The 24,671-nt window shown below is 74.4% G+C and carries 20 protein-coding genes; 14 read left to right on the top strand and 6 right to left on the bottom strand.

Features of this window, described 5'->3' with window-relative positions:
* Positions 1-18: 18 nt before the first annotated feature.
* Together EQG70_RS16280 and EQG70_RS16285 are read left to right on the top strand one after the other, a co-directional pair.
* On the top strand, positions 19-996 hold the full coding sequence (locus EQG70_RS16280; RefSeq protein ID WP_095650251.1) for an AEC family transporter: 978 nt from the start codon (positions 19-21) through the stop codon (positions 994-996).
* A gap of 127 nt (positions 997-1,123) precedes the next feature.
* Entirely contained in the window at positions 1,124-2,341 is a 1,218-nt protein-coding gene (locus EQG70_RS16285) for an MFS transporter (RefSeq protein ID WP_109268363.1), read from the top strand.
* Here the strand turns inward: EQG70_RS16285 and EQG70_RS16290 are convergent.
* Positions 2,328-3,368, bottom strand: coding sequence for a LacI family DNA-binding transcriptional regulator (locus EQG70_RS16290; protein ID WP_109268364.1), 1,041 nt, complete (start codon positions 3,366-3,368; stop codon positions 2,328-2,330). The two genes, EQG70_RS16285 and EQG70_RS16290, sit on opposite strands and share 14 nt — an antisense overlap.
* A 192-nt stretch (positions 3,369-3,560) precedes the next feature.
* Between EQG70_RS16290 and EQG70_RS16295 the strand changes: the two genes are divergently transcribed.
* The 5 genes from EQG70_RS16295 (at position 3,561) to EQG70_RS16315 (ending at position 10,379) form a co-directional block, all read left to right on the top strand.
* On the top strand, positions 3,561-4,910 hold the full coding sequence (locus EQG70_RS16295; protein ID WP_081615857.1) for an extracellular solute-binding protein: 1,350 nt from the start codon (positions 3,561-3,563) through the stop codon (positions 4,908-4,910).
* Complete coding sequence (locus EQG70_RS16300) at positions 4,910-5,815, top strand: carbohydrate ABC transporter permease (protein ID WP_017834650.1); 906 nt, start codon at positions 4,910-4,912, stop codon at positions 5,813-5,815. The genes EQG70_RS16295 and EQG70_RS16300 overlap by 1 nt, the downstream gene beginning before the upstream one ends.
* A 4-nt stretch (positions 5,816-5,819) precedes the next feature.
* The gene (locus EQG70_RS16305; protein ID WP_081615855.1) at positions 5,820-6,734 is read left to right on the top strand and encodes a carbohydrate ABC transporter permease; all 915 of its coding nucleotides are present in this window, start codon (positions 5,820-5,822) and stop codon (positions 6,732-6,734) included.
* Positions 6,735-6,763: 29 nt separating this feature from the next.
* A complete protein-coding gene (locus EQG70_RS16310) occupies positions 6,764-9,121 on the top strand; it encodes a glycoside hydrolase family 3 N-terminal domain-containing protein (protein ID WP_095650249.1) in 2,358 nt (785 codons plus the stop codon).
* An 88-nt stretch (positions 9,122-9,209) separates the two neighbouring features.
* Positions 9,210-10,379 carry an endo-1,4-beta-xylanase gene (locus tag EQG70_RS16315; protein WP_109268365.1) on the top strand — a complete coding sequence of 390 codons (1,170 nt, stop codon included), beginning with the start codon at positions 9,210-9,212 and terminating at the stop codon, positions 10,377-10,379.
* An 82-nt stretch (positions 10,380-10,461) separates the two neighbouring features.
* Here EQG70_RS16315 and EQG70_RS16320 read toward each other — a convergent pair whose 3' ends face one another.
* Positions 10,462-11,628, bottom strand: coding sequence for an ROK family transcriptional regulator (locus tag EQG70_RS16320; RefSeq protein ID WP_109243173.1), 1,167 nt, complete (start codon positions 11,626-11,628; stop codon positions 10,462-10,464).
* Between the two features lie 148 nt (positions 11,629-11,776).
* On the opposite strand from EQG70_RS16320, the gene xylA reads away from it, so the two are divergent.
* Together xylA and xylB are read left to right on the top strand one after the other, a co-directional pair.
* A complete protein-coding gene (gene xylA / locus EQG70_RS16325) occupies positions 11,777-13,000 on the top strand; it encodes a xylose isomerase (protein WP_017833164.1) in 1,224 nt (407 codons plus the stop codon).
* A gap of 151 nt (positions 13,001-13,151) precedes the next feature.
* Positions 13,152-14,576 (top strand): xylulokinase, encoded by a 1,425-nt coding sequence (gene xylB / locus EQG70_RS16330; RefSeq protein WP_109268366.1) that lies wholly within the window; start codon positions 13,152-13,154, stop codon positions 14,574-14,576.
* A gap of 141 nt (positions 14,577-14,717) precedes the next feature.
* Here the strand turns inward: xylB and EQG70_RS16335 are convergent, their stop codons facing one another.
* Entirely contained in the window at positions 14,718-15,224 is a 507-nt protein-coding gene (locus EQG70_RS16335; RefSeq protein WP_109268367.1) for a PTS sugar transporter subunit IIA, read from the bottom strand.
* Positions 15,225-15,430: 206 nt separating this feature from the next.
* Here EQG70_RS16335 and EQG70_RS16340 point away from each other — a divergent pair, with 206 nt between their 5' ends.
* Genes EQG70_RS16340 through EQG70_RS16350 form a run of 3 tightly spaced genes read left to right on the top strand, consistent with a single transcriptional unit; the run spans position 15,431 to position 19,597 of the window.
* Complete coding sequence (locus EQG70_RS16340) at positions 15,431-16,195, top strand: LamB/YcsF family protein (protein WP_035923428.1); 765 nt, start codon at positions 15,431-15,433, stop codon at positions 16,193-16,195.
* Entirely contained in the window at positions 16,192-17,862 is a 1,671-nt protein-coding gene (locus tag EQG70_RS16345; RefSeq protein WP_109268368.1) for a 5-oxoprolinase subunit B/C family protein, read from the top strand. The genes EQG70_RS16340 and EQG70_RS16345 overlap by 4 nt, the downstream gene beginning before the upstream one ends.
* Before the next feature lie 4 nt (positions 17,863-17,866).
* Positions 17,867-19,597 (top strand): acetyl/propionyl/methylcrotonyl-CoA carboxylase subunit alpha, encoded by a 1,731-nt coding sequence (locus tag EQG70_RS16350; protein ID WP_035923430.1) that lies wholly within the window; start codon positions 17,867-17,869, stop codon positions 19,595-19,597.
* 40 nt (positions 19,598-19,637) lie between these two features.
* On the opposite strand, the gene EQG70_RS16355 is transcribed toward EQG70_RS16350, so the two are convergent.
* The gene (locus EQG70_RS16355; RefSeq protein ID WP_017833158.1) at positions 19,638-20,600 is read right to left on the bottom strand and encodes an ABC transporter substrate-binding protein; all 963 of its coding nucleotides are present in this window, start codon (positions 20,598-20,600) and stop codon (positions 19,638-19,640) included.
* A gap of 112 nt (positions 20,601-20,712) precedes the next feature.
* Between EQG70_RS16355 and EQG70_RS16360 the strand changes: the two genes are divergently transcribed.
* The gene (locus EQG70_RS16360) at positions 20,713-21,447 is read left to right on the top strand and encodes a GntR family transcriptional regulator (RefSeq protein ID WP_217905330.1); all 735 of its coding nucleotides are present in this window, start codon (positions 20,713-20,715) and stop codon (positions 21,445-21,447) included.
* Here EQG70_RS16360 and EQG70_RS16365 read toward each other — a convergent pair.
* Both EQG70_RS16365 and EQG70_RS16370 read right to left on the bottom strand, forming a co-directional pair.
* Complete coding sequence (locus tag EQG70_RS16365) at positions 21,410-22,234, bottom strand: putative hydro-lyase (protein WP_095650244.1); 825 nt, start codon at positions 22,232-22,234, stop codon at positions 21,410-21,412. The genes EQG70_RS16360 and EQG70_RS16365 overlap by 38 nt on opposite strands.
* Positions 22,225-23,412, bottom strand: coding sequence for an NRAMP family divalent metal transporter (locus EQG70_RS16370; protein ID WP_109221638.1), 1,188 nt, complete (start codon positions 23,410-23,412; stop codon positions 22,225-22,227). The genes EQG70_RS16365 and EQG70_RS16370 overlap by 10 nt, the downstream gene beginning before the upstream one ends.
* 267 nt (positions 23,413-23,679) lie before the next feature.
* Between EQG70_RS16370 and EQG70_RS16375 the strand changes: the two genes are divergently transcribed.
* Entirely contained in the window at positions 23,680-24,666 is a 987-nt protein-coding gene (locus EQG70_RS16375; RefSeq protein WP_109268369.1) for a DNA-3-methyladenine glycosylase family protein, read from the top strand.
* Positions 24,667-24,671: the final 5 nt, after the last annotated feature.

The following is a 24,671-nucleotide window of genomic DNA, read 5'->3' on the forward strand; positions in this document are numbered from 1 at the left end:
CCGGAGAGGAGCGGCCGGATGACGGGGGTGCTGCTGGGCTTCGGCGTGGTGGCCGTGCTCACGGCCGTCGGTTTCGCCACCGCCGCGCTGCTGCCCGGTGAGGCCCGCACCATGCGTGCGGGCCTCACCCCCGTCATCTACTACCTGACCAATCCGGCGCTGATGGTGGTGCTCGTGGCGGGCACCGACCTCGGGGCCGTGCTCGGGGTCTACACCCCGATCGCCCTCGCCACCGCCGCGGTGGCGGGTGCGCTCTTCGCCCTGTACAGCGGCCTGGTGCTGCGCCGGGGAGCGGCCCGCACGGCGGTCGGCGCCATGGCCTCCTCCTACGTGAACGCCGGGAACATCGGGCTGCCCATCGCGCTCTACGCGGTGGGCAGCGCCGCGCCCGTGGTCTCCGTGCTGCTGGCCCAGCTGCTGGTGATCGCCCCGCTCTATCTGCTCGTGTTCTCCTGGGCCACCCGCCCGTCGCGCCGTGCCGGTCCGGGAGCGGCAATCCGGACGGCGGCCCCCGGGCGGACGAGCACCTCGACCGGCCGCACGATCGTGCGGTCGGTGGCGAACCCCGTCACGGTCGGCACCGCGGCCGGAGTGCTGCTCTCCGCGACCGGCCTGGAGGTGCCCGAGGTGCTGTGGGCCCCCCTCGAGATGCTCGGCCAGGCGTCCGTCCCCCTGCTGCTCCTGCTGTTCGGGATGGGACTGCACGGGCAGCGCCCGTTCCGGAACCGCGCGCTCGTGCCGGACGTGCTCGGCGGGACGCTGGTCAAGGTGGTCGCGATGCCCGTGCTGGCGTGGGCGATCGGCAGGTTCGGGTTCGGCCTGGGCGGCACCGAGCTGCTGGGCGTGGTCGTCATGGCGGCCCTGCCCACGGCCCAGAACGTGTTCCTGTTCTCGTCCCAGTTCCGGATGCCGGCCAACGCCGCCCGCGACATCATCCTCCTCAGCTCGTTCCTCTCCTTCCCGGCCGTCCTCCTCGCCGGCCTGCTCCTGCACTGACCCGGGGCGCCCCGCGTGCACGGCACCGGCGCTGCACGGGGTCGGAGCGCTGTCGCAGTACCGTGGAGCCTGTCCGGGCCGCCCCTCGCGGGGCCGGCCTGCCCGCCAGCCCCGAGGAGACCTCCCCGTGCCGAGCCCGAGCGCCGATCCGCCGAGCGCCCCCACGTCCCGCCGGGCGCTCGTCTACCTCGCCGTGTGCGTGGTCCTGGTGGGCCTGAACCTGCGCACGGTCTTCTCCAGCTTCTCCGCGATCCTCCCGGAGATCACCGCGGCCGCCGGCCTCCCCGGGTGGGCGGTCACCGTGCTGACCACCGCCCCGGTGACGCTGCTCGGCGTCTTCGCGCCGTTCGCGCCGCGCCTGGCCCGCCGGTTCGGGTCCGAGAACGTGCTGCTGGGCGCGATGGTGGTCCTGACCCTGGGCCTGGTGGCCCGCGGGCTGCCCCTGCCCGGGGCGAGCGCCCTGCCGCTGCTGCTCGCGGGGACGGTCGCGTGCGGCGCCGCGATCGCCCTGGGCAACGTGCTGCTGCCGTCCATCGTCAAGCGGGACTTCGCCCACCGGATCGGCCTGATGAGCGGGCTCTACACCACCGCGATCTGCGCGTCCGCCGCCCTCGGCGCGGGCCTCACCTACCCGGTGTTCCAGGCCACGGGCTCCTGGCGGGGCTCCCTGGCGGTGTGGGCGGTGCCCGCGGCCGTGGTGGTGGCGCTGCTCGTGCCGGTGGCGCTCCGCCGCCGGGCGCCCGGCCCCCCGCCGCCAGGGACCGACGGGCCCGGCCCCTGGCGCTCGCCGGTGGCCTGGCAGATCACCCTGTTCATGGTCTTCCAGGCGATGATGTCCTTCAGCGTCTTCGCGTGGCTCGCCCCCATCCTGCGGGACCGCGGGATCGACGGCGCCGCCGCCGGGCTGATCGTGGCCGTGTCCATCCTGCTCCAGATGACGGGCTCGCTCTTCGCCCCGGTCCTGGCCGCGCGGATGGCCGACCAGCGGGTGCTCAACGCCGCGGTGGCCCTCATGGCCGGCGGCGGCTTCGTGCTCTCGATCTTCGGGCCCCTCCAGCTGATCTGGGTCTGGACCGGGCTGCTGGGGCTGGGCCAGGGCAGCCTCACCGCCGTGGCCCTGACGATGATCGCGCTGCGGACCCGCAGCAGCCACATGGCGGTGCGGCTCTCGGGCATGATGCAGGGCGTCGGCTACGGCGTGGGCTCCTCGGGCACCTTCCTGGTGGGGCAGCTGCTGCACTGGACCGGGGGCTTCGCCGCGGCGGGCGTCATGTTCGCGGCGGTCGGCACGCTCGCGGCGGTCTTCGGCTGGCAGGCCGGCCGGGCCCGCCTCATCCGGGAGTGACCACCCCGTCCGCCGCGCCCCGGGGCGCGGCGGTGGAGGAGCGCTCGACGAGCGAGGTCTGGAGCTGGAGCGGGTGGACCCGGCGGGACCCGCCGGCCAGCAGGGTGATCGCGCGCTCGACGGCCATCTCGCCCATGGCGTGCAGGGGCTGGCGCACCGTGGTCAGCTTGGGCGAGGCCCAGCGCGCGAGCAGCGTGTCGTCGAAGCCGACCACGCTGAGGTCCTCGGGCACCCGCAGCCCCGCCTGCCGGGCGGCCTCGAAGGCGCCGAGGGCGGCCTCGTCGGAGGCCGCGAACAGGGCCGTGGGCGGGTCCTCGAGCTCGAGCAGCTCCTGGGCGCCGGCGAAGCCCGCCTCGTAGCTGAACCCGCCGCCCGTCACGAGGCCGGGGTCGTGCGGCACCCCGGCGTCCTCCAGGGCGCTGCGGTAGCCGGCCAGGCGCTCGCGCGCCGGGACCGAGCCCCCGGCGCCGCTGAGGTGGCCGATCCGGCGGTGCCCGAGCCCCAGGAGGTGGGTGGTGGCCTCGTGCCCGCCGGCCCAGTTGGTGGAGCCGATGCTGGGAACCGTGGACGGCAGGCTGTTCACGGGGTCGATGGCCACCAGCGGGACCTGCGCGTGGGCCGCGGCGGCCACCTGCTCCGCGGTCAGCGGGGTGGTCACGGCGATGACCGCGGTCTCGCCCGTGCGGCCGCAGCGGGCGAACCAGTCCTCGGAGAACGGGGAGACGTCGCCCTGCTCGAGGCTCGGCAGCGTGCTCAGCATGAGGTCGGCCTCGGCGCGGCCGCAGGCGTCCACGGCGCCGGCCATCACCTGGAGGGAGTAGTTGCTCTCGAGGGTGTCGAAGACGAGCACGATGGCCGTCCGGGGCCGGCGGGCGGCCGAGCCCGTGTAGCCGAGGTCGGCGACCGCGGCCCGGACCCGCTCCCGCGTGTCCTCCCCCACGTCGGGGCGTCCGTTGAGCACCTTGGAGACCGTGCCCTTGGAGACGCCGGCCTGGGCGGCCACCTGGCTCAGCGTGGTTCTCTTCATGCGGGACGATCTCCTCGGACGCGGGCGGGTCACGGGCGGACGGCGAAACGTTTCGACGCACTTCGCCGCAGTGGCCCCGGTCACACCAGGGGGTTGACGGGTGTGAAACAGGCCACTTACTCTTCTCGCAACGAAACGCTATACGAAAAGTTTCGTAGGCGCAATGCATTGCTCGACGACGAGGAGAACGCCATGACCACCCACCGCAGCCTCCGCCCCGCGCCCGCCGGCGCGCACCGGGGCCCCTTCTCCCCCCGCTCGCTGTCCCGCATCGCGCTCGTGGGCGCCGCGGCCCTGACCCTGGCCGGGTGCAGCGCCGGGGCCCAGCCCGGCGGCGGGGGCGGCGAGGGCGGCGCCAGCGCCTGGACGCTGACCGGCGGCGCCGAGGAGACGTTCCGCAGCTCCTTCCAGGCGTGGAACGACGCCAACGGCGACAGCCCGATCACCGCCGAGTACTTCGCGAACGACGCCTTCAAGGAGAAGATCCGCACCAGCGTCGGCTCCGGCAACGCGCCGACCCTGATCTACAACTGGGGCGGCGACACCCTGGAGAGCTACGTCGAGAACGGCAGCGTGGTGGAGCTGACCGGGGAGATCCCCGAGATGGAGGAGCGCGCCCTCGACTCCGTGCTGGAGACCGGCAAGGTGGACGGGAAGCTCTACGCCGTCCCGAACAACAACACCCAGCCCGTCATCCTGTACTACAACACCAAGCTCTTCGAGGAGGCCGGCGTCGAGGTCCCCACCACGTGGGAGGAGATGCTGGACGCCGTGGAGGCCTTCAAGGCCGAGGGCGTCACGCCGATCTCCGTGGCCGGCTCCAGCCAGTGGCCGTACCTGATGTGGATCCAGTACCTCACCGACCGGATCGGCGGGCCCGAGGTGTTCCAGGCCGTCGTGGACGGCGAGGAGGACGCGTGGTCGCACCCGGCGATCACCCAGGCCCTGGAGAAGATCCAGGAGCTCGTCGAGGCCGGCGGCTTCGGCGACGCCTACGGATCCGTGGTGGCCGACGCGGGCGCCGACGTGGCGCTCGTGCACACCGACCAGGCGGCCATGATGCTGCACGGCAGCTGGGTCTACTCCAGCTTCCTCACCGACGCCCCCGAGTGGACCGCCGAGGGCAACCTGGGCTACACCACGTTCCCCGAGATCGAGGGCGGACAGGGCGACCCGCAGAACATCGTGGGCAACCCGGCGAACTTCTGGGCCGTGTCCGCGGACGCGTCCGAGGAGGAGCAGGCCACGGCCCTCGAGTACCTCGACGACATGAACCTCGACGACGCCGCGGTCGACACGCTCTTCGACGCCGGGCTGATCCCCGCCGTGGACGGCGTGGAGGACAGGATCGCCGAGACCGAGCACCCGGAGTACCTCGACTTCGCCTACTCGATGGTCCAGGACGCGCCGAACTTCCAGCTCTCCTGGGACCAGGCGCTCCCGGCCGACCAGGGACAGGCCCTGCTGACCAACCTCAGCCAGGTCTTCGCCGGCGAGATGAGCCCCGAGGAGTTCCAGACCGCGATGAACGGGACGCTCTGATGCTCGTGCGCTCCTCCACCCGGCGGAGGGCCCGGGCGGGCGCCGGCCCCAGCAACTGGATGCTGGCGCCCGCCCTGGTCTTCTTCGGCATCTTCGCGATCGGTCCGCTGCTGGGCGTCCTGGTGCTGTCCTTCATGGAGTGGGACGGCCTGGGCACCCCGCAGTGGACCGGGGGCGAGAACTGGGTGTCCGTGCTCGAGAACCCGGTCTCGCGGCAGGCGATGGTGCTGACGGTCCAGCTCACGCTGCTGAGCTACGCCGTGCAGTTCCCGCTGAGTCTGCTGCTCGGCGTGTTCATGGCCGGCCGCCAGCGGTACCGGGAGTTCCTCTCCGTCCTGTACTTCCTGCCGATGCTCTTCTCGGCCGCGGCGATCGGCATCGCCTTCAAGGCCCTGCTCGACCCGAACTTCGGGCTGTCGCGGGCGTTCGACGCGGCGCTGCTGCGGCAGGACTGGCTGGGTGACGGGAGCCTGGCGTTCTACGTCGTCGTCGTCGTCATCTCGTGGTCCTTCATCCCCTTCCACTCGCTGCTCTACCAGGCGGGGGTCCGGCAGATCCCGCGGACCATGTACGAGGCCGCCACCATCGACGGCGCGGGCACGGTGCGGCAGTTCTTCTCGATCACGCTGCCGCAGCTGAAGTACACCATCGTGACGTCCTCCACGCTGATGCTGGTCGGCTCCCTGACCTACTTCGACCTCGTCTTCGCCCTCACCGGGGGCGGGCCGGGCACCGCGACCCGGATCCTGCCCCTGGACATGTACCTGACCGGATTCCGCAGCAACCAGATGGGCGAGGCCAGTGTCCTGGCGGTCATCCTCGTCGCCGTGGGGCTCACCCTCGCCCTCGGCCTGCAACGGCTCACCGGGGCCGAAAAGATGGAGAGCCAGGCGGAAGGTGCGTAGTCCCATGAGCACACGAACCACGGACACCCCTCCCGTGCGCACGCGGCCCGGGGGCGCGCCCCGCCCGGACGCCCGGCCGGCGGCCGCCCGTCCCGCCCGCCGGCGCCGGGGGCTCCCGAACATCCCGGCGGCCGTCGGCGGCTGGCTGTGGCTGGGCGCGATCATCATCCCGATCTACTACATCGCCATCACGAGCCTGAAGCCCCGCGAGGACTACTACTCCACGAACCCGCTGCTGCCCTCGTCCCCGACGTTCGCGCCGTACGCCACGGTCCTGCAGAACCAGTTCGTCCAGTACTTCCTCAACAGCGTGGTCGTGGTCGTGTTCACGGTGGCCGGGATCGTCTTCCTGTCCCTGCTCGCGTCCTACGTGATCGTGCGCAGCCGGAGCGGGCTGGCCGTGTTCTCGAACCGGCTGTTCCTGCTGGGCATCGCCATCCCGATCCAGGCGACGATCATCCCGATCTACCTGATCATCGTCCAGCTCGGCCTCTACGACACCCTGGCCGCCCTGATCCTGCCCGGGATCGCGTCCGGGATCCCGATCACGGTCCTGATCCTGACGAACTTCATGCGGGACATCCCCAACGAGCTCTACGAGTCCATGACCCTCGACGGCGCCGGCGACTGGAAGGTCTTCCGCACGCTCGTGCTGCCGCTGAGCCTGCCCGCCATCACCACCGTGGGCGTCTACAACGCCCTCAACAGCTGGAACAACTTCCTGTTCCCGCTGATCCTCACGCAGAGCTCCGCGAAGCGCACGCTGCCCCTGTCCCTGTGGACCTACCAGGGGGAGTTCCAGGCCGACATCCCCGCCGTCCTGGCCGCCGTCGTCCTCTCGGCGCTGCCGATCCTCGTCCTCTACGTCTTCGGGCGCCGGCACCTCGTCGCCGGGCTCACCGCCGGCTTCGGCAAGTGACGCGCCCACCGAGCAGAAAGAACACCCCCATGACAGCACCCTGGAACGACCCCGCCCGCCCCGTCGCCGAACGCGTCGACGCCCTGCTGCAGGAGCTGAGCCTCGAGGAGAAGGCCGGTCAGCTCGGCAGCTACTGGCTGCGCCCCGACCCGGAGGAGGCCACGGGCGGCGCGGCCCCCATGGAGTCCGCCTTCGCCGACGACCGCTCGACCTTCGAGGCCGCGATCGCGCACGGTCTCGGCCACATCACCCGGGCCTTCGGCAGCGCGCCGATCTCGGCCGCGGACGGGGTGGAGCACCTGCGCACCCTGCAGCGCCAGGTCGTGGAGACCTCCCGGCTCGGGATCCCGGCCATCGCCCACGAGGAGTGCCTCACCGGGTTCACCACCCTGGGGGCCACCTGCTACCCGGCCGCGATCGCCTGGGGCGCCGCCTTCGACCCCGAGCTGGTCCGCACCATGGCCCGGCACATCGGCGCCGACATGAAGGGCGTGGGCGTCCACCTCGGCCTCTCCCCCGTGCTCGACGTCGTCCGCGACTACCGCTGGGGCCGCGTCGAGGAGACCGTCGGCGAGGACCCCTACCTCGTGGGCACCCTGACCACCGAGTACGTCCGGGGGCTGCAGGAGGCCGGCGTGATCGCCACCCTGAAGCACTTCGCGGGCTACTCCACCTCCCGCGCCGGGCGCAACCACGCCCCCGTCTCGATCGGACCGCGCGAGTTCCGCGACGTCGTCCTCGTGCCCTTCGAGATGGCCGTCAAGCTCGGGCAGGCCGGCGCGGTGATGAACTCCTACGCGGACGTCGACGGCGTCCCGCCCGTCGCCGACCCCGAGCTGCTCACCACCCTCCTGCGGGAGACCTGGGGCTTCGAGGGCACGGTCGTCTCCGACTACTGGGCCGTGAGCTTCCTGGAGTCCATGCACCACGTCGCCGCGGACCCCCGCGACGCCGGCGTCCAGTCGCTCGCGGCCGGGATGGACGTGGAGCTGCCCGAGACCGGCTGCTTCGCGGACCTCGCCGGCGCCGTGCGCGACGGCGCGCTCGACGAGTCCCTGCTCGACCGCGCGGTGCGGCGGGTGCTGACGCAGAAGGTCGAGCTGGGCCTGCTGGATCCGGGCTTCGACCCCGGCACCGCGGGCGGGGCCGTCGACCTCGACTCCCCGGCGAACCGCCGGCTCGCCCGGCGCATGGCCGAGGAGTCCGTCGTCCTGCTCAAGAACGAGGGCGTCCTGCCGCTGGCCCGCGACACCGCCCGGAAGGTCGCGGTCATCGGCCCCAGCGCCGGGCAGCCCCGCGCGTTCCTCGGCTGCTACAGCTTCACCAACCACGTCCTGTCCCGCTTCGGGGAGTCCGGCACCGGCATCGAGATCACCTCGATCGTCGACGCCCTCGCCGAGGAGTTCGCGGACGGGGGGACCACCTTCCGGCACGCCCGCGGCGTCGACTTCACCGACCCCGACACCAGCGGCATCGCCGAGGCCGTGGCCGCGGCCGAGGAGGCCGACCTCGCGGTCGTCACCGTGGGCGACCTCGCCGGGCTCTTCGGCACGGGCACCTCCGGCGAGGGCTGCGACGTCGTGGACCTGTCCCTGCCCGGCCGGCAGGCCGAGCTCGTCGAGGCCGTGCTCGCCACGGGCACCCCGGTGGTCCTCGTGCTCGTGACGGGCCGCCCCTACAGCCTCGGCGCGTTCGACGACCGCTGCGCGGCCGTGGTGCAGGCCTTCATGCCCGGCGAGGAGGGCGGGCACGCCGTCGCCGGAGTGCTCTCCGGGCGGGTGAACCCCTCCGGGCGGCTGCCCGTGGGGATCCCCCGGCACGTGGGCGGGCAGCCCGGCACCTACCTGACCCCCGCCCTGGGCGGATACTCGGAGGGCGTCTCCAACCTGGACCCTCGGCCGCTGTACCCGTTCGGCCACGGCATCGGCTACTCGAGCTTCTCCTACGACGCGCTCGAGCTGTCCGCGGCCGAGATCGGCACCGACGGCACCGTGGAGGCCGCGGTCACCGTGACCAACACCTCCGGCCGGGCCGGCCAGGAGGTCGTCCAGCTGTACCTGAGCGACCCCGTCGCCCAGGTCGTCCGGCCGCTGAAGATGCTCGTCGGCTTCGCCAAGATCGCGCTGGAGGCCGGGCAGAGCGCCCGCGTGGTCTTCTCCGTCCACGCCGACCGCACCTCGTTCACGGGCCGGGCCGTGCGCCGGATCGTGGAGCCGGGCGAGTTCGTCCTGCGCGCCGGCACCTCCAGCGAGGACCTGCCCCTCGAGGGCCGGTTCACGGTCACCGGCACGGTCCGGGACGTGGAGGACGCCGACCGCGTCCTCACGACCCCCGTCGAGGTCCGCGTCGCCGACCGCGCCCTCGCCGCGTCCGCCGACGCCTCCTGAGCCCGGGGCGCGGGCCGCCGTGCGGCCCGCGCCCCGTCCCACCCGTCCCCGCGAATCCCCCACCCCCCCTGATGAAGGAACCCCCGACATGAGCAGACGAGCCCCCCTCCTCCGCGCCGGAGCGGCCACCGCCGTCGCCGCCCTGTGCCTCACCGCGGTCCCCCAGGCCGCGAGCGCCGCCCCGGAGACCCGGCCCCCCGGCCTGGCGAAGCAGGACACCCTGCGCTGGAACACCCCGAAGGACTTCCGCATCGGCAGCGCCGTGGCCGGCGGAGGCCACCACACCAGCGCCGACTACCCGGAGCCCTTCCCCTCCGACCCCGAGTACCGCTCCGTCCTGGCGCGGGAGTTCAGCTCCCTGACCCCCGAGAACCAGATGAAGTGGGAGTTCATCCACCCCGAGGAGGGGGTCTACGAGTTCGGCCCCGCGGACGACATCGTCGACTTCGCCGAGGCCAACGGGCAGGTCGTGCGCGGCCACACCCTGTTCTGGCACAGCCAGAACCCCGACTGGCTCGAGGAAGGCGACTACACCCCCGACGAGCTGCGCGCCATCCTCAAGGAGCACATCCACACGGTGGTCGGCCACTACGAGGGCCGCATCCAGCAGTGGGAGGTCGCCAACGAGATCTTCGACGACAGCGGGAACCTGCGCCTGCAGGAGAACATCTGGCTGCGGGAGCTGGGCCCGGAGATCATCGCCGACATCTTCCGCTGGGCCCACGAGGCCGACCCGAACGCCCAGCTGTTCTTCAACGACTACAACGTGGAGGGCATCAACGCGAAGTCCGACGCCTACTACGCGCTGATCCAGGACCTGCTCGCGCAGGGCGTGCCGGTCCACGGCTTCGGGATGCAGACCCACCTCGGCCTCCAGTACGGCTTCGACGGGCGCATGCAGCAGAACCTCCAGCGCTTCGACAACCTGGGGCTGGAGACGGCCGTCACGGAGATCGACGTCCGCGGACCGGTCGACGGCGACGACCGGATGACCGACGAGCTGCGCCGGAAGCAGGCCGACTGGTACCGCACGGCCCTCGAGGCGTGCCTGGCCGTGGAGGACTGCAACTCCTTCACCGTGTGGGGCGTGCTCGACGAGCACTCCTGGGTGCCGAACACCTTCCCCGGCTACGGGGACGCCCTGACCATGGAGGGCGACTACGAGCGCAAGCCGGCCTACGACGCCCTCCAGGAGGCCCTGGTCCGCTCGCAGCCCGGCGGCGACGCGAAGTGGGAGCACCACCCCGCGTTCCGCTGAGCCGATCGCCCGGCCCCGGCCGGAGCGCGACGGGGCCCGCTCGTGCGAGCGGGCCCCGTCGTCGTCCCCGGACGGGAGCGGGTCAGCGCCGGTCGATCCAGCGGGCCGGCGAGTCGTAAATGGCCTCGAGGGCCGTGGCGGCCGCGCCGGTCAGGGCGGGATGGGCCTCCGCGGCGGAGCGCTGGATCTCGACGGGCCCCACCTCCGCCGTGAGCGCGTGCGCCTCCAGGACCTCGCGCAGCACGGGCTCCAGCTCCGGGGCGATCGGGGCGAAGTACCCGGAGAGCACGACCGTCGACAGGTCCAGGACGTTCATCGAGTTCGCGAGCACCACGCCGAGGGGCCGCCCGATCATCTCCATGACCGCCTCCCGGCTCTGCAGCCGCTCCGCCGTGGCCGCCACGAGGTCCTCGATCCGGACGTCCTCCGGCAGGCCGGTCCGGCCCCGCAGCGCGTGGTAGCTGGCGTAGGCCTCGAGGCAGCCGCGCCGCCCGCACCGGCACAGCTCCCCGCCGGGGGTGATCGTGACGTGGCCCAGTTCCCCCGCCCAGCCGTGCTCACCGCGGAGGATGCGCCCCTCCAGGACCACGGCGCCGCCGATGCCGGTCTGGCCGTGCAGGAAGAGGAAGGACGCGCCCGGCCGGCGCAGGACCTCGGTGCGCGCGGCGAGCATGCTGTCGTTGCCGGCGGTGAGCCCCGGGCCCCGGAACGCCGGGTGCTCCCGGAGCCGCTCGACCAGCGGGACGTCCTGCCAGGCGAGGTTGGGGGCGGAGAGCACGGTGGCGCGGTCCGTGGAGAGCCGGCCGGGGACCGAGACGCAGATCCCGGCCACGGGCACGTCCCGGCGGGGCGCCAGGGCGGTGTCCAGCAGACCGGCCAGCACGGAGGCGACCTCGTCCACGGACGCCCCGGCGAAGGCCCCGAAACGGGACTCCTCGTGCAGGACGCGGCCGCCGAGATCCGTGACGAGGCACGCGAGGTGGTCGGCGGCGATCTCCAGGCCCACGCCCAGCACGGTCCCCCGGGCCACGGTCAGGGGGATCGTCGGCCGCCCGGACACCCGCGCGGCCGCCTGCCGGCCCTCGACGAGCAGACCCGCCTCGAGCAGCTCCTGCACCAGTTTGGACACGGTGGGCTTCGTGAGCCCGGTGAGCTTGGCGAGCGCGGCGCGCGAGACCGGCGCGTCCGCCCCGGCGACGGCGCGCAGCACGGTGGAGAGGTTGTGCTCCCGCAGGTGGCTCGACTGCACGGACGACTCTCCTCTGGTGCCGAGAGGACCGGGTCCGGCGCGGATCCCGGCCGACCGGACGGCAGAAAATCCGCCGGCGGTCTTCCCCCACGGTATCCCAGCTCCTATAGTAAGTAACGGAAACTAACCAACTGGGAAAGGACCTCCGATGCCCACCTCCTCCCCCGCGACCTCCCTCGCCCCGTCACTCACCCCGTCCCCCGCGGACAAGTTCTCCTTCGGCCTGTGGACCGTGGGCTGGGCCGCCCGCGACCAGTTCGGCACCGCCTCCCGGCCCGAGCTCGACCCCCTCGAGTCCGTGCGCAAGCTCAAGGAGCTCGGCGCCTGGGGCTTCACCTTCCACGACAACGACCTGATCCCCTTCGACGCCACCGAGGCCCAGCGCGAGAAGCTGATCGGGCAGCTGAAGCAGACCATGGACGAGACCGGCATGGTCTGCGAGATGGTCACCACGGACACCTTCGCGGAGCCGATCTTCAAGGACGGCGCGTTCACGTCCAACGACCGGCGGGTCCGGCGCTACGGCCTGCGCAAGGTGCTCCGCAACGTGGACCTCGCCGCCGAGCTCGGCGCCACGACCTTCGTGATGTGGGGCGGGCGCGAGGGCACCGAGTACGACTCCTCCAAGGACCTCTACGCCGCCCTGGACCGCTACGCCGAGGGCATCGACACCGTGGCCGGGTACATCAAGTCCCAGGGCTACGACATGCGCATCGGCCTCGAGCCGAAGCCCAACGAGCCCCGCGGCAACATCTTCCTGCCGACCATCGGGCACGCCCTCGCGTTCATCGACCGGCTCGAGAACGGGGACGTCGTGGGCGTGAACCCGGAGACCGGGCACGAGCAGATGGCCACGCTGAACTACACGCACGGCCTCGCCGAGGCGCTGTGGTGCGAGAAGCTGTTCCACATCGACCTCAACGGGCAGAACGGCCCGATGTACGACCAGGACCTGGTGTTCGGCCACGGCAACCTGATCAGCGCCTTCTTCACGGTGGACCTGCTGGAGAACGGGTTCCCGTCCCTGCCGGGCGCCTACCAGGGGGCCCGGCACTTCGACTACAAGCCCTCCCGCACCGAGCACCTCGACGGCGTCTGGGACTCGGCCGCGGCGAACATGCGGATGTACCTGCTGCTGAAGGAGCGGGCGGTGGCCTTCCGCCAGGACCCCGACGTCCAGGAGGCCATGGAGCAGTCCGGCATCCTCGAGCTCGGCGAGCCGACCCTCGCCGAGGGCGAGGACCTCGAGGCGTTCCTCGCCGACCGCAGCGCCTACGAGGACCTCGACCTGACGGGCCCGTCGGAGCGCAACTACGGCTTCGTGCGCCTGCACCAGCTCGCCGTCGAGCACCTCATGGGCGCCCGGGGCTGAGACACCCGGGGCCGGCACCCACCCCCTCCGGGGTGCCGGCCCCGTCCCGGCCCGGTCCGGCGCACATCCCCCCCTGCGCCGGGCCGGGCACTGCGCGTCCCGTCCCGCGGCGCCCTCGCCGCTCCGTCCCGACCCCGCACCGAGGTTCTTCATGGCACGCACCACCGTCCTGGGCATCGACTCCTCCACCCAGTCCACCAAGGCGCTCCTCGTCGACGCCGGCACCGGCGAGGTCCTCGCGCAGCGCCGCGCCCCCCACCCGGACGGGACCGAGGTGGACCCCCGGGCCTGGCTCGCCGCGCTCGACGACGCCGCCGGGCCCTTCCTCGCGGAGGCCGCCGCGGTCTCCGTCGGGGGCCAGCAGCACGGGATGGTCGCCCTCGACGAGCACGACGCCGTGGTGCGCGACGCCCTGCTGTGGAACGACACCCGCTCGGCGCCGCAGGCCCGCCGGCTCGTCGAGGAGATGGGCGGTGCGGCCGCCTGCGCCGAGGAGCTCGGCAGCGTGCTGGTCGCGTCCATGACGTCCACCAAGCTGCGCTGGATGGCGGAGCACGAGCCGGAGCACGCCGCCCGCACCCACCGGGTGCTGCTGCCCCACGACTACCTGTCCCACCACCTCGACGCCGGCCGGTCGTCCTTCTTCACCGACCGCGGCGACGCCTCCGGGACCGGCTACTTCTCCACGCGCACCGGCGCCTGGGACCACGCCCTCGTGGAGCAGGCGCTCGGCCACGACCTCGAGCTCCCGCAGGTGGCCGCCGCCCCGAACGCGGTCATGGGCCGCACGGCCGCGGGGGCGGTGCTCGCGGCCGGCACGGGCGACAACATGGCCGCCGCGCTGGGCGTCACGCTCGGCCCCGGCGACGTGTCCCTGTCGATCGGCACCTCCGGGGTCGCGGCCATGGTCTCGGAGACCCGCACCGCGGACCCCAGCGGGCTGGTGACCGGCTTCGCCGACGCCACCGGCCGCTACCTGCCCATGGCCACGACCCTCAACGCCGCCCGGATCCTGGAGTTCGGGGCCCGGGTGCTGGGCGTCGACCACGCGGGCCTCGCCGAGCTCGCCCTCGCGGGCCATCCCGGGGCGGGCGGCGTCACCCTGCTCCCCTACCTCGACGGGGAGCGCACGCCCGACCGGCCCGAGGCCCGCGCCACCCTGCACGGGATGTCCTCGCGCACCGGCCGGGAGGACATCGCCCGGGCCTGCGTGGAGGGCCTGCTCTGCTCCCTCGCCGACGGCGTGGCCGCGCTCGAGCGGGCCACCGGCACCGCTGCGGAGCGGATCCTCCTGATCGGCGGCGGCGCGCAGTCCGAGGCGGTGCGCCGGCTCGCCCCGGCCGTGCTCGGCCGTCCCGTGCTCGTCCCCGCCCCGGCGGAGTACGTGGCCCTCGGTGCCGCCCGGCAGGCCGCCTGGGCCCTCTCGGGCGAGGACGAGCCCCCGGCCTGGGCGCTCGCCGGCGCCCGGCAGTACGAGGCGGAGCCGACGCCCGGGGTCCTGGAGGCCTACCGCACGCTGCGCGATCGGACCGCCGGCTGGTCCCGGCCCCCGGCCGGCGCCCACCCCCAGCGGTGAGACCGGCCCGCGGTCCGGCGGGGCGCCGCCCGACGGGCGGGAGACCACCGTCCGCACCCCGGCCGCCCCGGTCGGTCTGAGCCCGCGGGCGCTCGACCTCGGCGCCGCGGTCCGGGCCCCGCACCTGCCCGGCCGGACCGGTCAGCCCAGCGCCTCCTCCAGCGCGGCCAGCACCTCGGACGCGCTCCCGGCGTCGAGGAGGGCCCGCCGGCAGGACTCCCCGGCCAGGGCCTCGGAGAGCTCGGCCAGCAGCTCCAGGTGCTCCTCCCCGGAGCGCTCCTCCGGGAGGGAGATCAGGAAGACCAGGTGGACCGGTTCGCCGTCCAGCGCGTTCCACTCCACGCCGTCCCGGCTGCGGGCGAACGCGATCATCGGCCGCTCGGCACCGGCGGACTTGGCGTGCGGCAGGGCCACGCCGTTGCCCACCCCGGTGGACCCCTCCTCCTCCCGGGCCAGGGCCGCCGCGACGGTGCTGTCGGCGTCGTACGCCCGCCCCGTGTGCGCGCCGAGCTCGGCGAGCTGCCGGATGACGCCGTCCCGGTCCGCCCCGCGGACGTCCAGGAGCACGGTCGACTCGCTCAGGTGGTCCAGGACGGAGCCGGAGCGCCCCGGGGAGTCGTCCTCGGCGCGGGAGGTCCTGTCGCTCATGTGCTGTCCCATCGGTGGAGGTGGACGGGCGGCGCGGTCCCACCGCGCTGCCCGCGGCACCGCTGCGCCCTCGTGCGGGCCAACCTACGGCGGCCGGGCCCCGGCGTCCACCGATCCGCGCGGATTCCGATCCCGACGGCAAATATTGTTGAACAATCCTGGGGGACAGGGCATGCTGGAGGGACCGACGTGACAAGGAGCACAGCATGCCCCCCTCCGACATCGACCTCAACGCGGACTGCGGCGAGTCGCTCAGCGCCTGGGCCATGGCCGGCGACGAGGCCGTCCTGCACGTGGTCACCAGCGCCAACGTGGCCTGCGGCTTCCACGCGGGGGACCCGACGGTCGCCCGCCGGACCTGCACCGTGGCCGCCGAGCAGGGCGTGGCCGTGGGCGCGCAGGTCTCCTACGACGACCTCAAGGGCTTCGGCCGCCGCTTCATCGCCGTGCCCCGGGCGGAGCTGACCGACCAGCTGGTGTACCAGATCGGCGCCCTCCAGGCCCTGGCCCGCGCCTCGGGCACCGGGGTGAGCTACGTCAAGCCGCACGGCGCCCTGTACAACGCGATCGTCCACCACGAGGAGCACGCAGGAGCGGTGGTGGACGCCGTGCGCGACGTCGACGACGCCCTGCCCCTGCTGGTGCTGCCCGGCTCCGAGATCGAGCGCCAGGCGCGGGCGGCCGGGCTGCGCACGGTCCGCGAGGCCTTCGCCGACCGCGGCTACACGCCGCAGGCCACGCTCGTGCCCCGCACCGAGGCCGGCGCCGTCCTGCACGACGCCGACGAGATCGCCGCCCGCGTGGTGCGGATGGCCGTCGAGGGCGTGGTCGAGGCCGTCGACGGCTCCCTCGTGGCGGTGGACGCCCAGAGCATCTGCGTGCACGGGGACACCCCCGGGGCGCTGGCCATCGCCGAGCGCGTGCGCCGCGCCCTCGAGGAGGCCGGTCTGCGGGTCGGGAGCTTCCTGTGAGCGGGCCGGCCCCCGCGGGGCCCCGCCGGGTCCGGCCGCTCGGCCCGCGGGCGGCGCTGGTCGAGTGCGCCGACCTGCACGACGCCGTGGCGGTGCACGCCCGGCTCGCCGCCGCGGACCTGCCCGGGCTCGTGGACTGCGTGGCCGGCGCGGAGACCGTGGTGGTGCGCGCGAGCACCACCGATGCGCTGCGGGGAGTCGTCCGCGCCGCCCGCGCCGTCCCCCGCGGGAGCGCCGGGGCCGGCGGGGCCCGCACCGTGACCATCGACGTCGTCTACGACGGCGAGGACCTCGAGGCGGTCGGCGAGCTCACGGGCCTCGGCGCGGACGGGGTGGTCCGGTTCCACACCGGGCAGGCGTGGACGGCCGCCTTCGCCGGCTTCGCGCCCGGCTTCTTCTACTGCGTGGGCGAGGACGGTCCCGACGTCCCGCGCCGGAGCACGCCGCGCACCGCCGTCCCCGCCGGCTCGGTGGCCCTGGCCGGCCGGTTCTCCGCCGTCTATCCCCGCAGCTCCCCCGGCGGCTGGCAGCTCATCGGCCGCTCCGCGGCCCGGATGTTCGACCTCGACCGCGAGGACCCCGCGCTGCTGCGCCCCGGGGACCGGGTGCGCTACCGGCCCGTGCGCGAGCTCGTGGAGGTCGCCGCGACCGCAGCCCGGACCGCCCCGGTGCGGGGGCCCCACCTGACGGTCGGCGCCCCCGGGCTGCAGACCCTCGTCCAGGACGGCGGCCGGGCGGGCTCCGCCGCGCTGGGCGTGTCCCCCTCGGGCGCGCTCGACGCCACCGCCGCCGGATCGGCCAACCGGCTCGTGGGCAACGGCGCGGGGGCGGCGGTGCTGGAGCACCTGCTCGGCGGGCTCGAGCTGACCGCCCACGGGGAGCACGTCCTGGCGGTCACCGGCGCGCGGGCGGCGCTGACGGTCACGGGCCCGGCCCCGTGGCGGCCCCCGCCCGGCACCCCCTTCGCCCTGCGCGACGGCGAACGGCTGGCCGTCGGCACCGTGACGGCCGGGGCGCGGGTCTACGTGGGCGTCCGCGGCGGGATCACGGTCCCGCCGGTGCTGGGCAGCCGCTCCGCGGACACGCTCGCGGGGCTGGGCCCGGCCCCCCTGGCCGCCGGCGACGCCCTGCCGGTCGGACCGGAGCCGGGCACCGCCGTCCGGCCTCCCGAGCCGGCGCCCGCCCCGGCCGCGGTGCCCGCGGTCCGCGTGGTCCCGGGCCCCCGCGACGACTGGTTCACCCCCGCCGCCGTGGCCTCCTTCTTCGCGCAGGAGTGGGAGCTGACCGCGTCCTCCGACCGCGTGGGCGCCCGGCTCTCCGGCGAGCCGCTGGAGCGGGTGCGCACGGACGAGCTGCCCAGCGAGGGGACCGTGCCCGGCTGCGTCCAGGTCCCGCCCGCGGGCCTGCCGGTCGTCCTGCTGCAGGACGCACCCACCACCGGCGGCTACCCCGTGCTCGGGGTGGTGCACCCGGAGGACCTCGCCGTGCTCGCCCAGCTGCGCCCCGGCGGGCGCCTGCGCTTCGTCCGGCTGCCGGCGCCCGATCTCGGCCCGCCGCCCGCGGAGGACCCCGGGCCCGCCACCGCGCAGGCCGAACCCGACAGCACCGCCACCAGCACGTCCACCGACATGTCCACCGACATGTCCACCGACACCTCCCGGGAGTAGCACCGTGCGCAAGATCCTGATCGCCAACCGCGGGGAGATCGCCGTCCGCGTCGTCCACGCCTGCGCCGAGGCCGGCCTCGAGTCCGTGGCCGTCTACGCCGACCCCGACGCCGACGCCCCGCACGTCCTCCTGGCCGACGAGGCGTACGCCCTGGAGGGCACCTCGGCCGCCGAGACCTACCTGGACGGGGACGAGGTGCTCGCGATCGCGCGCCGGTGCGGCGCCGACGCCGTGCACCCGGGCTACGGGTTCCTCTCCGAGAACGCCGGGTTCGCCCGGGCGGTGATCGAGGCCGGCCTCACCTGGATCGGCCCCTCCCCCGAGACGATCGTGCTGCTGGGGGACAAGGTCGCCGCCCGCGAGATCGCCCGGCGCGCGGGCGCCCCGCTCGTGCCGGGCAGCGACGGCCCGGTCGAGTCGCCGGAGGACGCCCGGGCCTTCGCGCAGGAGCACGGCCTGCCGGTGATCGTGAAGGCCGCCCACGGCGGCGGGGGCCGCGGCATGCGCGTGGTCCGGGAGCTCGACGAGGTCGAGGACGCCTTCCGCTCGGCCGCCCGCGAGGCGCAGAGCGCGTTCGGCCGCGGCGAGTGCTTCGTGGAGCGTTTCCTGGACCGCCCGCGGCACGTGGAGGCGCAGGTCGTGGCCGACTCCCACGGCCACGTCGTCGTGCTCGGGACCCGGGACTGCTCCCTGCAGCGCCGCCACCAGAAGCTCGTCGAGGAGGCCCCCGCGCCGTTCCTCTCGGACGACCAGCGCGAGCGGATCGCGGCCGCCGCCGAGGGCATCTTCCGGGAGGCCGGGTACGTGGGGGTGGGCACCGCCGAGTTCCTCGTGGCCCCGGACGGGCTGATCTCCTTCCTGGAGGTCAACACCCGGCTCCAGGTGGAGCACCCGATCACCGAGGAGGTCTACGGCGTGGACCTGGTCCGCGCCCAGCTGACCGTGGCCGCCGGGGACCCGCTGCCCGTGCTCGAGACCCCGGTCCCGCGCGGGCACGCGTTCGAGTTCCGGATCAACGCCGAGGACCCCGGCCGCGGCTTCCTGCCCTCCGGGGGCACGGTCGAGGCCGTCGACACCCCGACCGGCCCGGGCGTGCGCGTGGACTCCGGGGTGCACCGCGGCACCCGGGTGGCCACGACCTTCGACTCGCTGCTGCTCAAGCTCGTCGTCAGCGCACCCACCCGCGAGCAGGCGCTCGTGCGGGCCCGCACCGCCCTGCGCGAGCTGCGGGTGCACGGCGTGGCCACCACGGTCCCGTTCCACCGCGCCGTGCTGGACGCCCCCGCCTTCGCCGGGGGCGAGGGGCTCGGGGTGTGGACCACGTGGATCGAGGACGAGTTCGCCGGCCGGCTCGCCCCGGACGCCGAGTACGCCCGCGCGGACGAGCCGGGCCGCACCCGCTTCACGGTGGACGTGGACGGGCGGCGCGTGAGCATCGGGATCCCCGACGCCCTCGCCGCGGCCCTGGGCTCCGCCCCCGCGGCGTCGGAGGCCGCCCCCGCGGGGGCGCAGCCCGCCGACGACGGCGCCGTCACCGCGCCCTTCGCGGGCACGCTCGTCTCGTGGCTGGTGGCCGAGCAGGACGACGTCGAGGCGGGCCAGGACGTCGCCGTGCTGGAGGCCATGAAGACCGAGACCCGGGTGTCCGCGCCGCGGGCCGGCACGGTCCGGGAGCTCGCGGTGGGACCGGGGGACGCGGTGACCGCCGACCAGGTGCTGGCCCGCCTCTCCTGACCGGGCTCCGTCCCCGGGGTGCCCGGACCTCCCCGGGGGCTCACTCGGGGAGCAGCTCCTCGAGGGGCGGGGCCTCCTCGATGAGTCCGTGCTGGACGGCGAGGTCCGCGAGCTCCTGCACGGACTGCCGGTTCACCTCGGTGGGGTAGGCGGGCAGGACGAGCTGGTCGATCAGCTCCTCGTCGAGCTGCGTGTAGCTGGGCAGCACGGCCCGGACCTCGTCGGGGTTGTCCTGCGCGAACTGCAGCGACTTCTCGATGGCGGCCCGGAACGCCTCGACGGTCTCGGGCTCCTGGGCCAGCACGTCCTCGGTGGTGAAGTACACGGCCACCGTCAGGTCCTCGATCGGGAACGCGTAGTTGGAGACCGCCGAGCGCGCCCCGTCCTGCATGGCGATGGTCCGGAACGGCTCGATCGAGCCGATCGCGTCCACCTCGCCCCGCTCCAGGGCCGCCGGCATGTCGGGGAGCGGGACCTCGACGAACTCGACGTCCCCGGGGTCCCCGCCCTGCGCCTCGATGGCCGCGCGGATGGTGGTGTCGCTGATGTTGTTCAGGGTGTTCACCCCGACGGTCCTGCCCTGCAGGTCCGCGGCGTCCTGGATGTCGCTGTCCTCGCGCACCAGGACGTCGGCGAAGTCCTCGCCCTGGACCCCGGTGGAGTTGTTGGCGTTGGCGATGATCTGCAGCGGCAGCCCCTGGGACCGGGCGACGATCAGCGACGTCACGTTGCTGAAGCCGAAGTCCATCTCCCCGCTGACCACGGACGGGACGATGGCCGCACCGCCCTGGGCCTGGGTGATGTCGAGCTCCAGGCCCTCCTCCTCGAAGAAGCCCTGCTCGATCCCGAGGTAGAGGGGTGCCACGTCGGTGCTCGCGATGACGCCCACGCCGACCCTGGTCAGCTCGCCGTCCCCGGCCGCTCCGCCGCCGGACTCCCCTCCCCCGCACGCGGTCACCGTCAGGACGGCCGCCGTGGCGAGTGCTGCACCGGTCTTCTGCATCGAAGCCTCCAGGGAGTGGGTCGGACGTCCTGACAGCGTAGAGGACGGCCTGGTCCGCCACCAGGGTGCCGCCGCACGGCCGGGCGCCCCCGGGATGTCAGGATGGGGATCGATGAACACCGTGCAGAACGAGTTCCTGACGACGGCCGTCGCCCAGGCCGGGCCTGCCCCGCAGGGCGAGGCCATCCCGTGGGCGGTGGACGTGCTGCGCCAGGGCGTCGTGGCCGGCCGGCTGCCGCCCGGGACCCGGCTCTCGGAGGCCCGGGTCAGCGAGGCGCTGCGGGTCTCCCGCAACACCCTGCGCGAGGCGTTCACGATCCTGGTCGGGGAGAACCTGCTGGTGCGGGTGCCCAACCGCGGCGTCTCGGTGGCCCGGCCCGGCGCGGACGACGTGCGGGAGATCCACCGGGTGCGGCTCGCGCTGGAGACCTCGGCGCTGCGCTGGTCGGACCCGGTCCCGCAGCCGGGCCTGCACGCCGCCGTCGAGGACGGCCGCGCCGCCCGCGACCGCCGGGACGTCACCGGCATGGCCGACGCGAACCAGCAGTTCCACCGCGGCGTGGTGGAGCTGGCCGGCTCGCCGCGCCAGGATGAGCTGATGTCCCGGACCCTCGCGGAGATGCGACTGGTGTTCTACTCCATGCGCCAGGACCCGTCCTTCCACGCGCCCTGGATCGAGCGCAACGCCCGGATCCTCGAGCTCTTCGAGCAGGGCCGGCGCGAGGAGGCCGCCGTGCAGATGCACGACTACCTGGAGGCCTCCCGGCAGCAGCTGCTGGACGTCCTGGAGGGCCCCGCGCCGGCCGCGCTCAGGGGACCTGGTACTGCCAGTCGGGCAGGTCGGTGACCAGCATGTGGCCCGGGGCGTGGCCGAGGGCGAACGGCACCCCGGACTCGAGCACCGCCGCCTGGGGCGTCACCCCGCAGGCCCAGAACACGGGGACGTGGCCGTCCGGGATCTGCACCGCGTCCCCGTAGTCGGGGGCCCCGAGGTCCCGGATGCCCAGCTCCTGCGGGGCGCCGACGTGCACCGGGGCGCCGTGCACGGCGGGATAGCGGGAGGTGATGCGCACCGCGTCGGCCACCCGGGAGGCGGGGATCGCCCGCATGGACACGACCAGCGGGCCGGACAGCCGCCCGGCGGGCGCGCACGGGACGTTCGTGCGGTACATCGGGACGTTGACGCCCTGGTCGATGTGGGCGATCGGGATCCCGGCCTCCTGCAGGGCCGCCTCGAAGGTGAAGCTGCAGCCGAGGGCGAAGGTCACGAGGTCCTCGCGCCACACGTCCAGCAGGTCGGTGCGGGTGCCCGCCGCCTCTCCGTCCCGGTAGACGGTGTAGAGGGGGACGTCGGTGCGGACGTCGCCGCCGCCCAGCAGCGGCCCGGTCACCTCGCCGGCCTCGAGCACGCCGAGCACCGGGCACGGCTTGGGGTTGCGCTGGGCGAAGAGCAGGACGTCGAAGGCCCAGTCCGCGGGGACGACGATCAGGTTGGCCTGCGCGAAGCCGTCGCACCAGCCCGACGTGGGCGTGACCAGGCCGCTGCGGAACATCGCCCGGGCGGCGCCCGGGGCCAGGGCGGCCCGGTCCCGCCGGGCCTGCGTGCTGTCCGGTCCCACGGCGATCACGCCCACAGCGCGGCGATGCCGCTGAGGGACTGGTAGCCCAGGAAGATGGTGAGCAGCCACACCACGGTGCCGATCAGCGCGAGCCACTTGGGGTACTCGTAGCCGCCCAGCAGGTCCCGCCGGCGCCAGGCCACCCACAGCAGCACCGCGAAGCCCAGCGGCAGGATGAGCCCGTTGACGGCGCCCGCCACGATGAGCAGCGTGGACGGCGCCTGGCCGAGCAGGGCGAACACGGTGGCCGAGACCAGGATGAAGGCGATGGTCATCAGGTTCCGGGTGCGCGGCTTCGTCCGGGAGGTGGTGAGGAAGGACACCGAGGTGTAGGCGGCGCCGATGACCGAGGAGATGGACGCGGCCCACAGGATGACCCCGAACAGGCGCAGGCCGACCTCCCCGGCGGCGGAGCGGAACGCCTGGGCGGCGAGGTTCTCGCCCGTGAGCTGGGCGCCGCCGGCGACCACCCCGAGGATCGCCAGGAACAGCAGGAAGCGCATGACCCCGGTGAGCACGATGCTCACCACGGAGCTGCGGGAGATCTGCTTGACGCTCTCCACGCCGGTGATCCCGGCGTCGACGATGCGGTGGGCGCCCGCGTAGGTGATGTACCCGCCCACGGTCCCGCCGATGAGGGTCGTGATGATCAGGAAGTCCACGTTCTCGGGCAGCACCACGTTGCGCAGCGCCTCCCCCACCGGGGGCCGCGAGACGAACGCGACGTAGCTCGTCACGAGGATCATGAGCACGCCGAGGACCACCACGATCCGGTCCAGGGCCACGCCCGCGCGCTTGCTGACGAACACGCCCACCGCGATCAGCGCCGTGATGATGCCTCCCCAGGTGGGGTCGAGGCCGAGCAGCGCGTCGAGGCCGAGCCCGCCGCCGGCGGTGTTGCCGATGTTGAAGACGAGCCCGCCGGTGGCCACGAGCGCGGCGATGAACCAGCCGAGGCCCGGCAGCACGCGGTTGCCGAGCTCGTGCGCCTTGAGCCCGGAGACGCCGATGATCCGCCACACGTTCAGCTGCACCGCGATGTCGACGACGATGGAGATGACGATGGCGAACGCGAAGGCGGCGCCCAGCTGCACGGTGAAGTTCGCGGTCTGGGTGATGAACCCGGGGCCGATGGCGCTGGTGGCCATCAGGAAGAGGGCGCCGAGCAGGGCGGAGCGGTTCACGGCCCGCATCGCCGCGGGGCTGCTGACGGCGCCGCGGCCCTCCGGGACGGGCGGGACGGGGGGCGGAGCTGGACATGCGGCCTCCTCGGGACGGGGGCGACCTGCGCCGGGGCACGGCGCCGGCCACCCTGGACGTGGCCGCGGTCACTCTCGTGCCAGTGTAGTGATTGTTGAACAATCTGAACAGGGCCTCCGCCGCTTCTCCGCCTGGACACGCAGTGGCCCCCGGGACAGGCTGGGTCCGGATCCCCGCCCATCGACGACCGGGAGCAGCGCATGCACGACGACGGGTCCGCGGGTGCCGTGGACGTCCTGCTCCCGGCGCCGGCGTCCCCCGGGTTCCTCCGGGACTTCCTGGCCTCCCAGGCCGTGCCCGGGTGCGACGACCTCGCGGGCGGCGCCCACCGGCGCCCCGTCGTGGCGGACGGAGCGGTCCGCACGGTGACGGTCGACTGGAGGGGCCTCACTCCGGCCGGTCTGCCGGTGCGCGTGGGGCCCGGGGCGGCGGAGACCCTGGAGCCCGTGCTGGAGCGGGTGCGCCGCTGGCTCGGCGAGGGCACGGAGTCCCCCGCGGCGGACCGCGCCCTGGCGGCCGACCCCGTGCTCGCCGCGGACGTGCGCGCCTGGCCCCTGATCCGGCTGCCCGGTGCACCGGACGGCTTCGAGACGGCGGTCCTGACCGTACTGGGGCAGCAGGTCTCCCTCGCCGCGGCCCGCACCTTCGCCGGGCGCCTGGTCCGCCACCACGGCACGCCCGTGACCGGCGGCGCCACCGCCTTCCCGACGGCCCGCCGGATCGCCGGGACGGACCCGGCCCGGCTGCAGCGGGACGTGGGCGTCACCACCCGCCGGGCCGCGACCGTGCACGCGCTCGCCGTGGCGGTCCGCGACGGACTCGTCCTCGACGCCCCGCCGGGACGTGCCGGCGTGCCGGCCGGGGAGGACGCCGCCGTGCTGCGCGAGCGCCTGCTGGCCCTGCCCGGCATCGGCCCGTGGACGGCCGGGTCGATCTCGCTGCGCGTCCTGGGCGACCCCGACGTCTTCCTGCCCCAGGACCTGGTCCTGCGGCGCGCGCTCGGGGCGGCCGGGGCGGCCGCCGCCGCGGCGACCGCGTCCGCCTGGAGCCCCTGGCGCAGCTACGCCGTGATGCGGCTGTGGGCCCGCGCGGCGTTCCCGGACTCGGCCGCCCTGCCCGCCGGCGGGGACCGCGCAGCGCCCGGCGGACCCGGCCCCGGAGGGTCCGGAGGGTCCGGGGCCCGCTGAGCCCG

Source organism: Kocuria rosea, from assembly GCF_006094695.1.
Classification (GTDB): Bacteria; Actinomycetota; Actinomycetes; order Actinomycetales; family Micrococcaceae; genus Kocuria; species Kocuria rosea.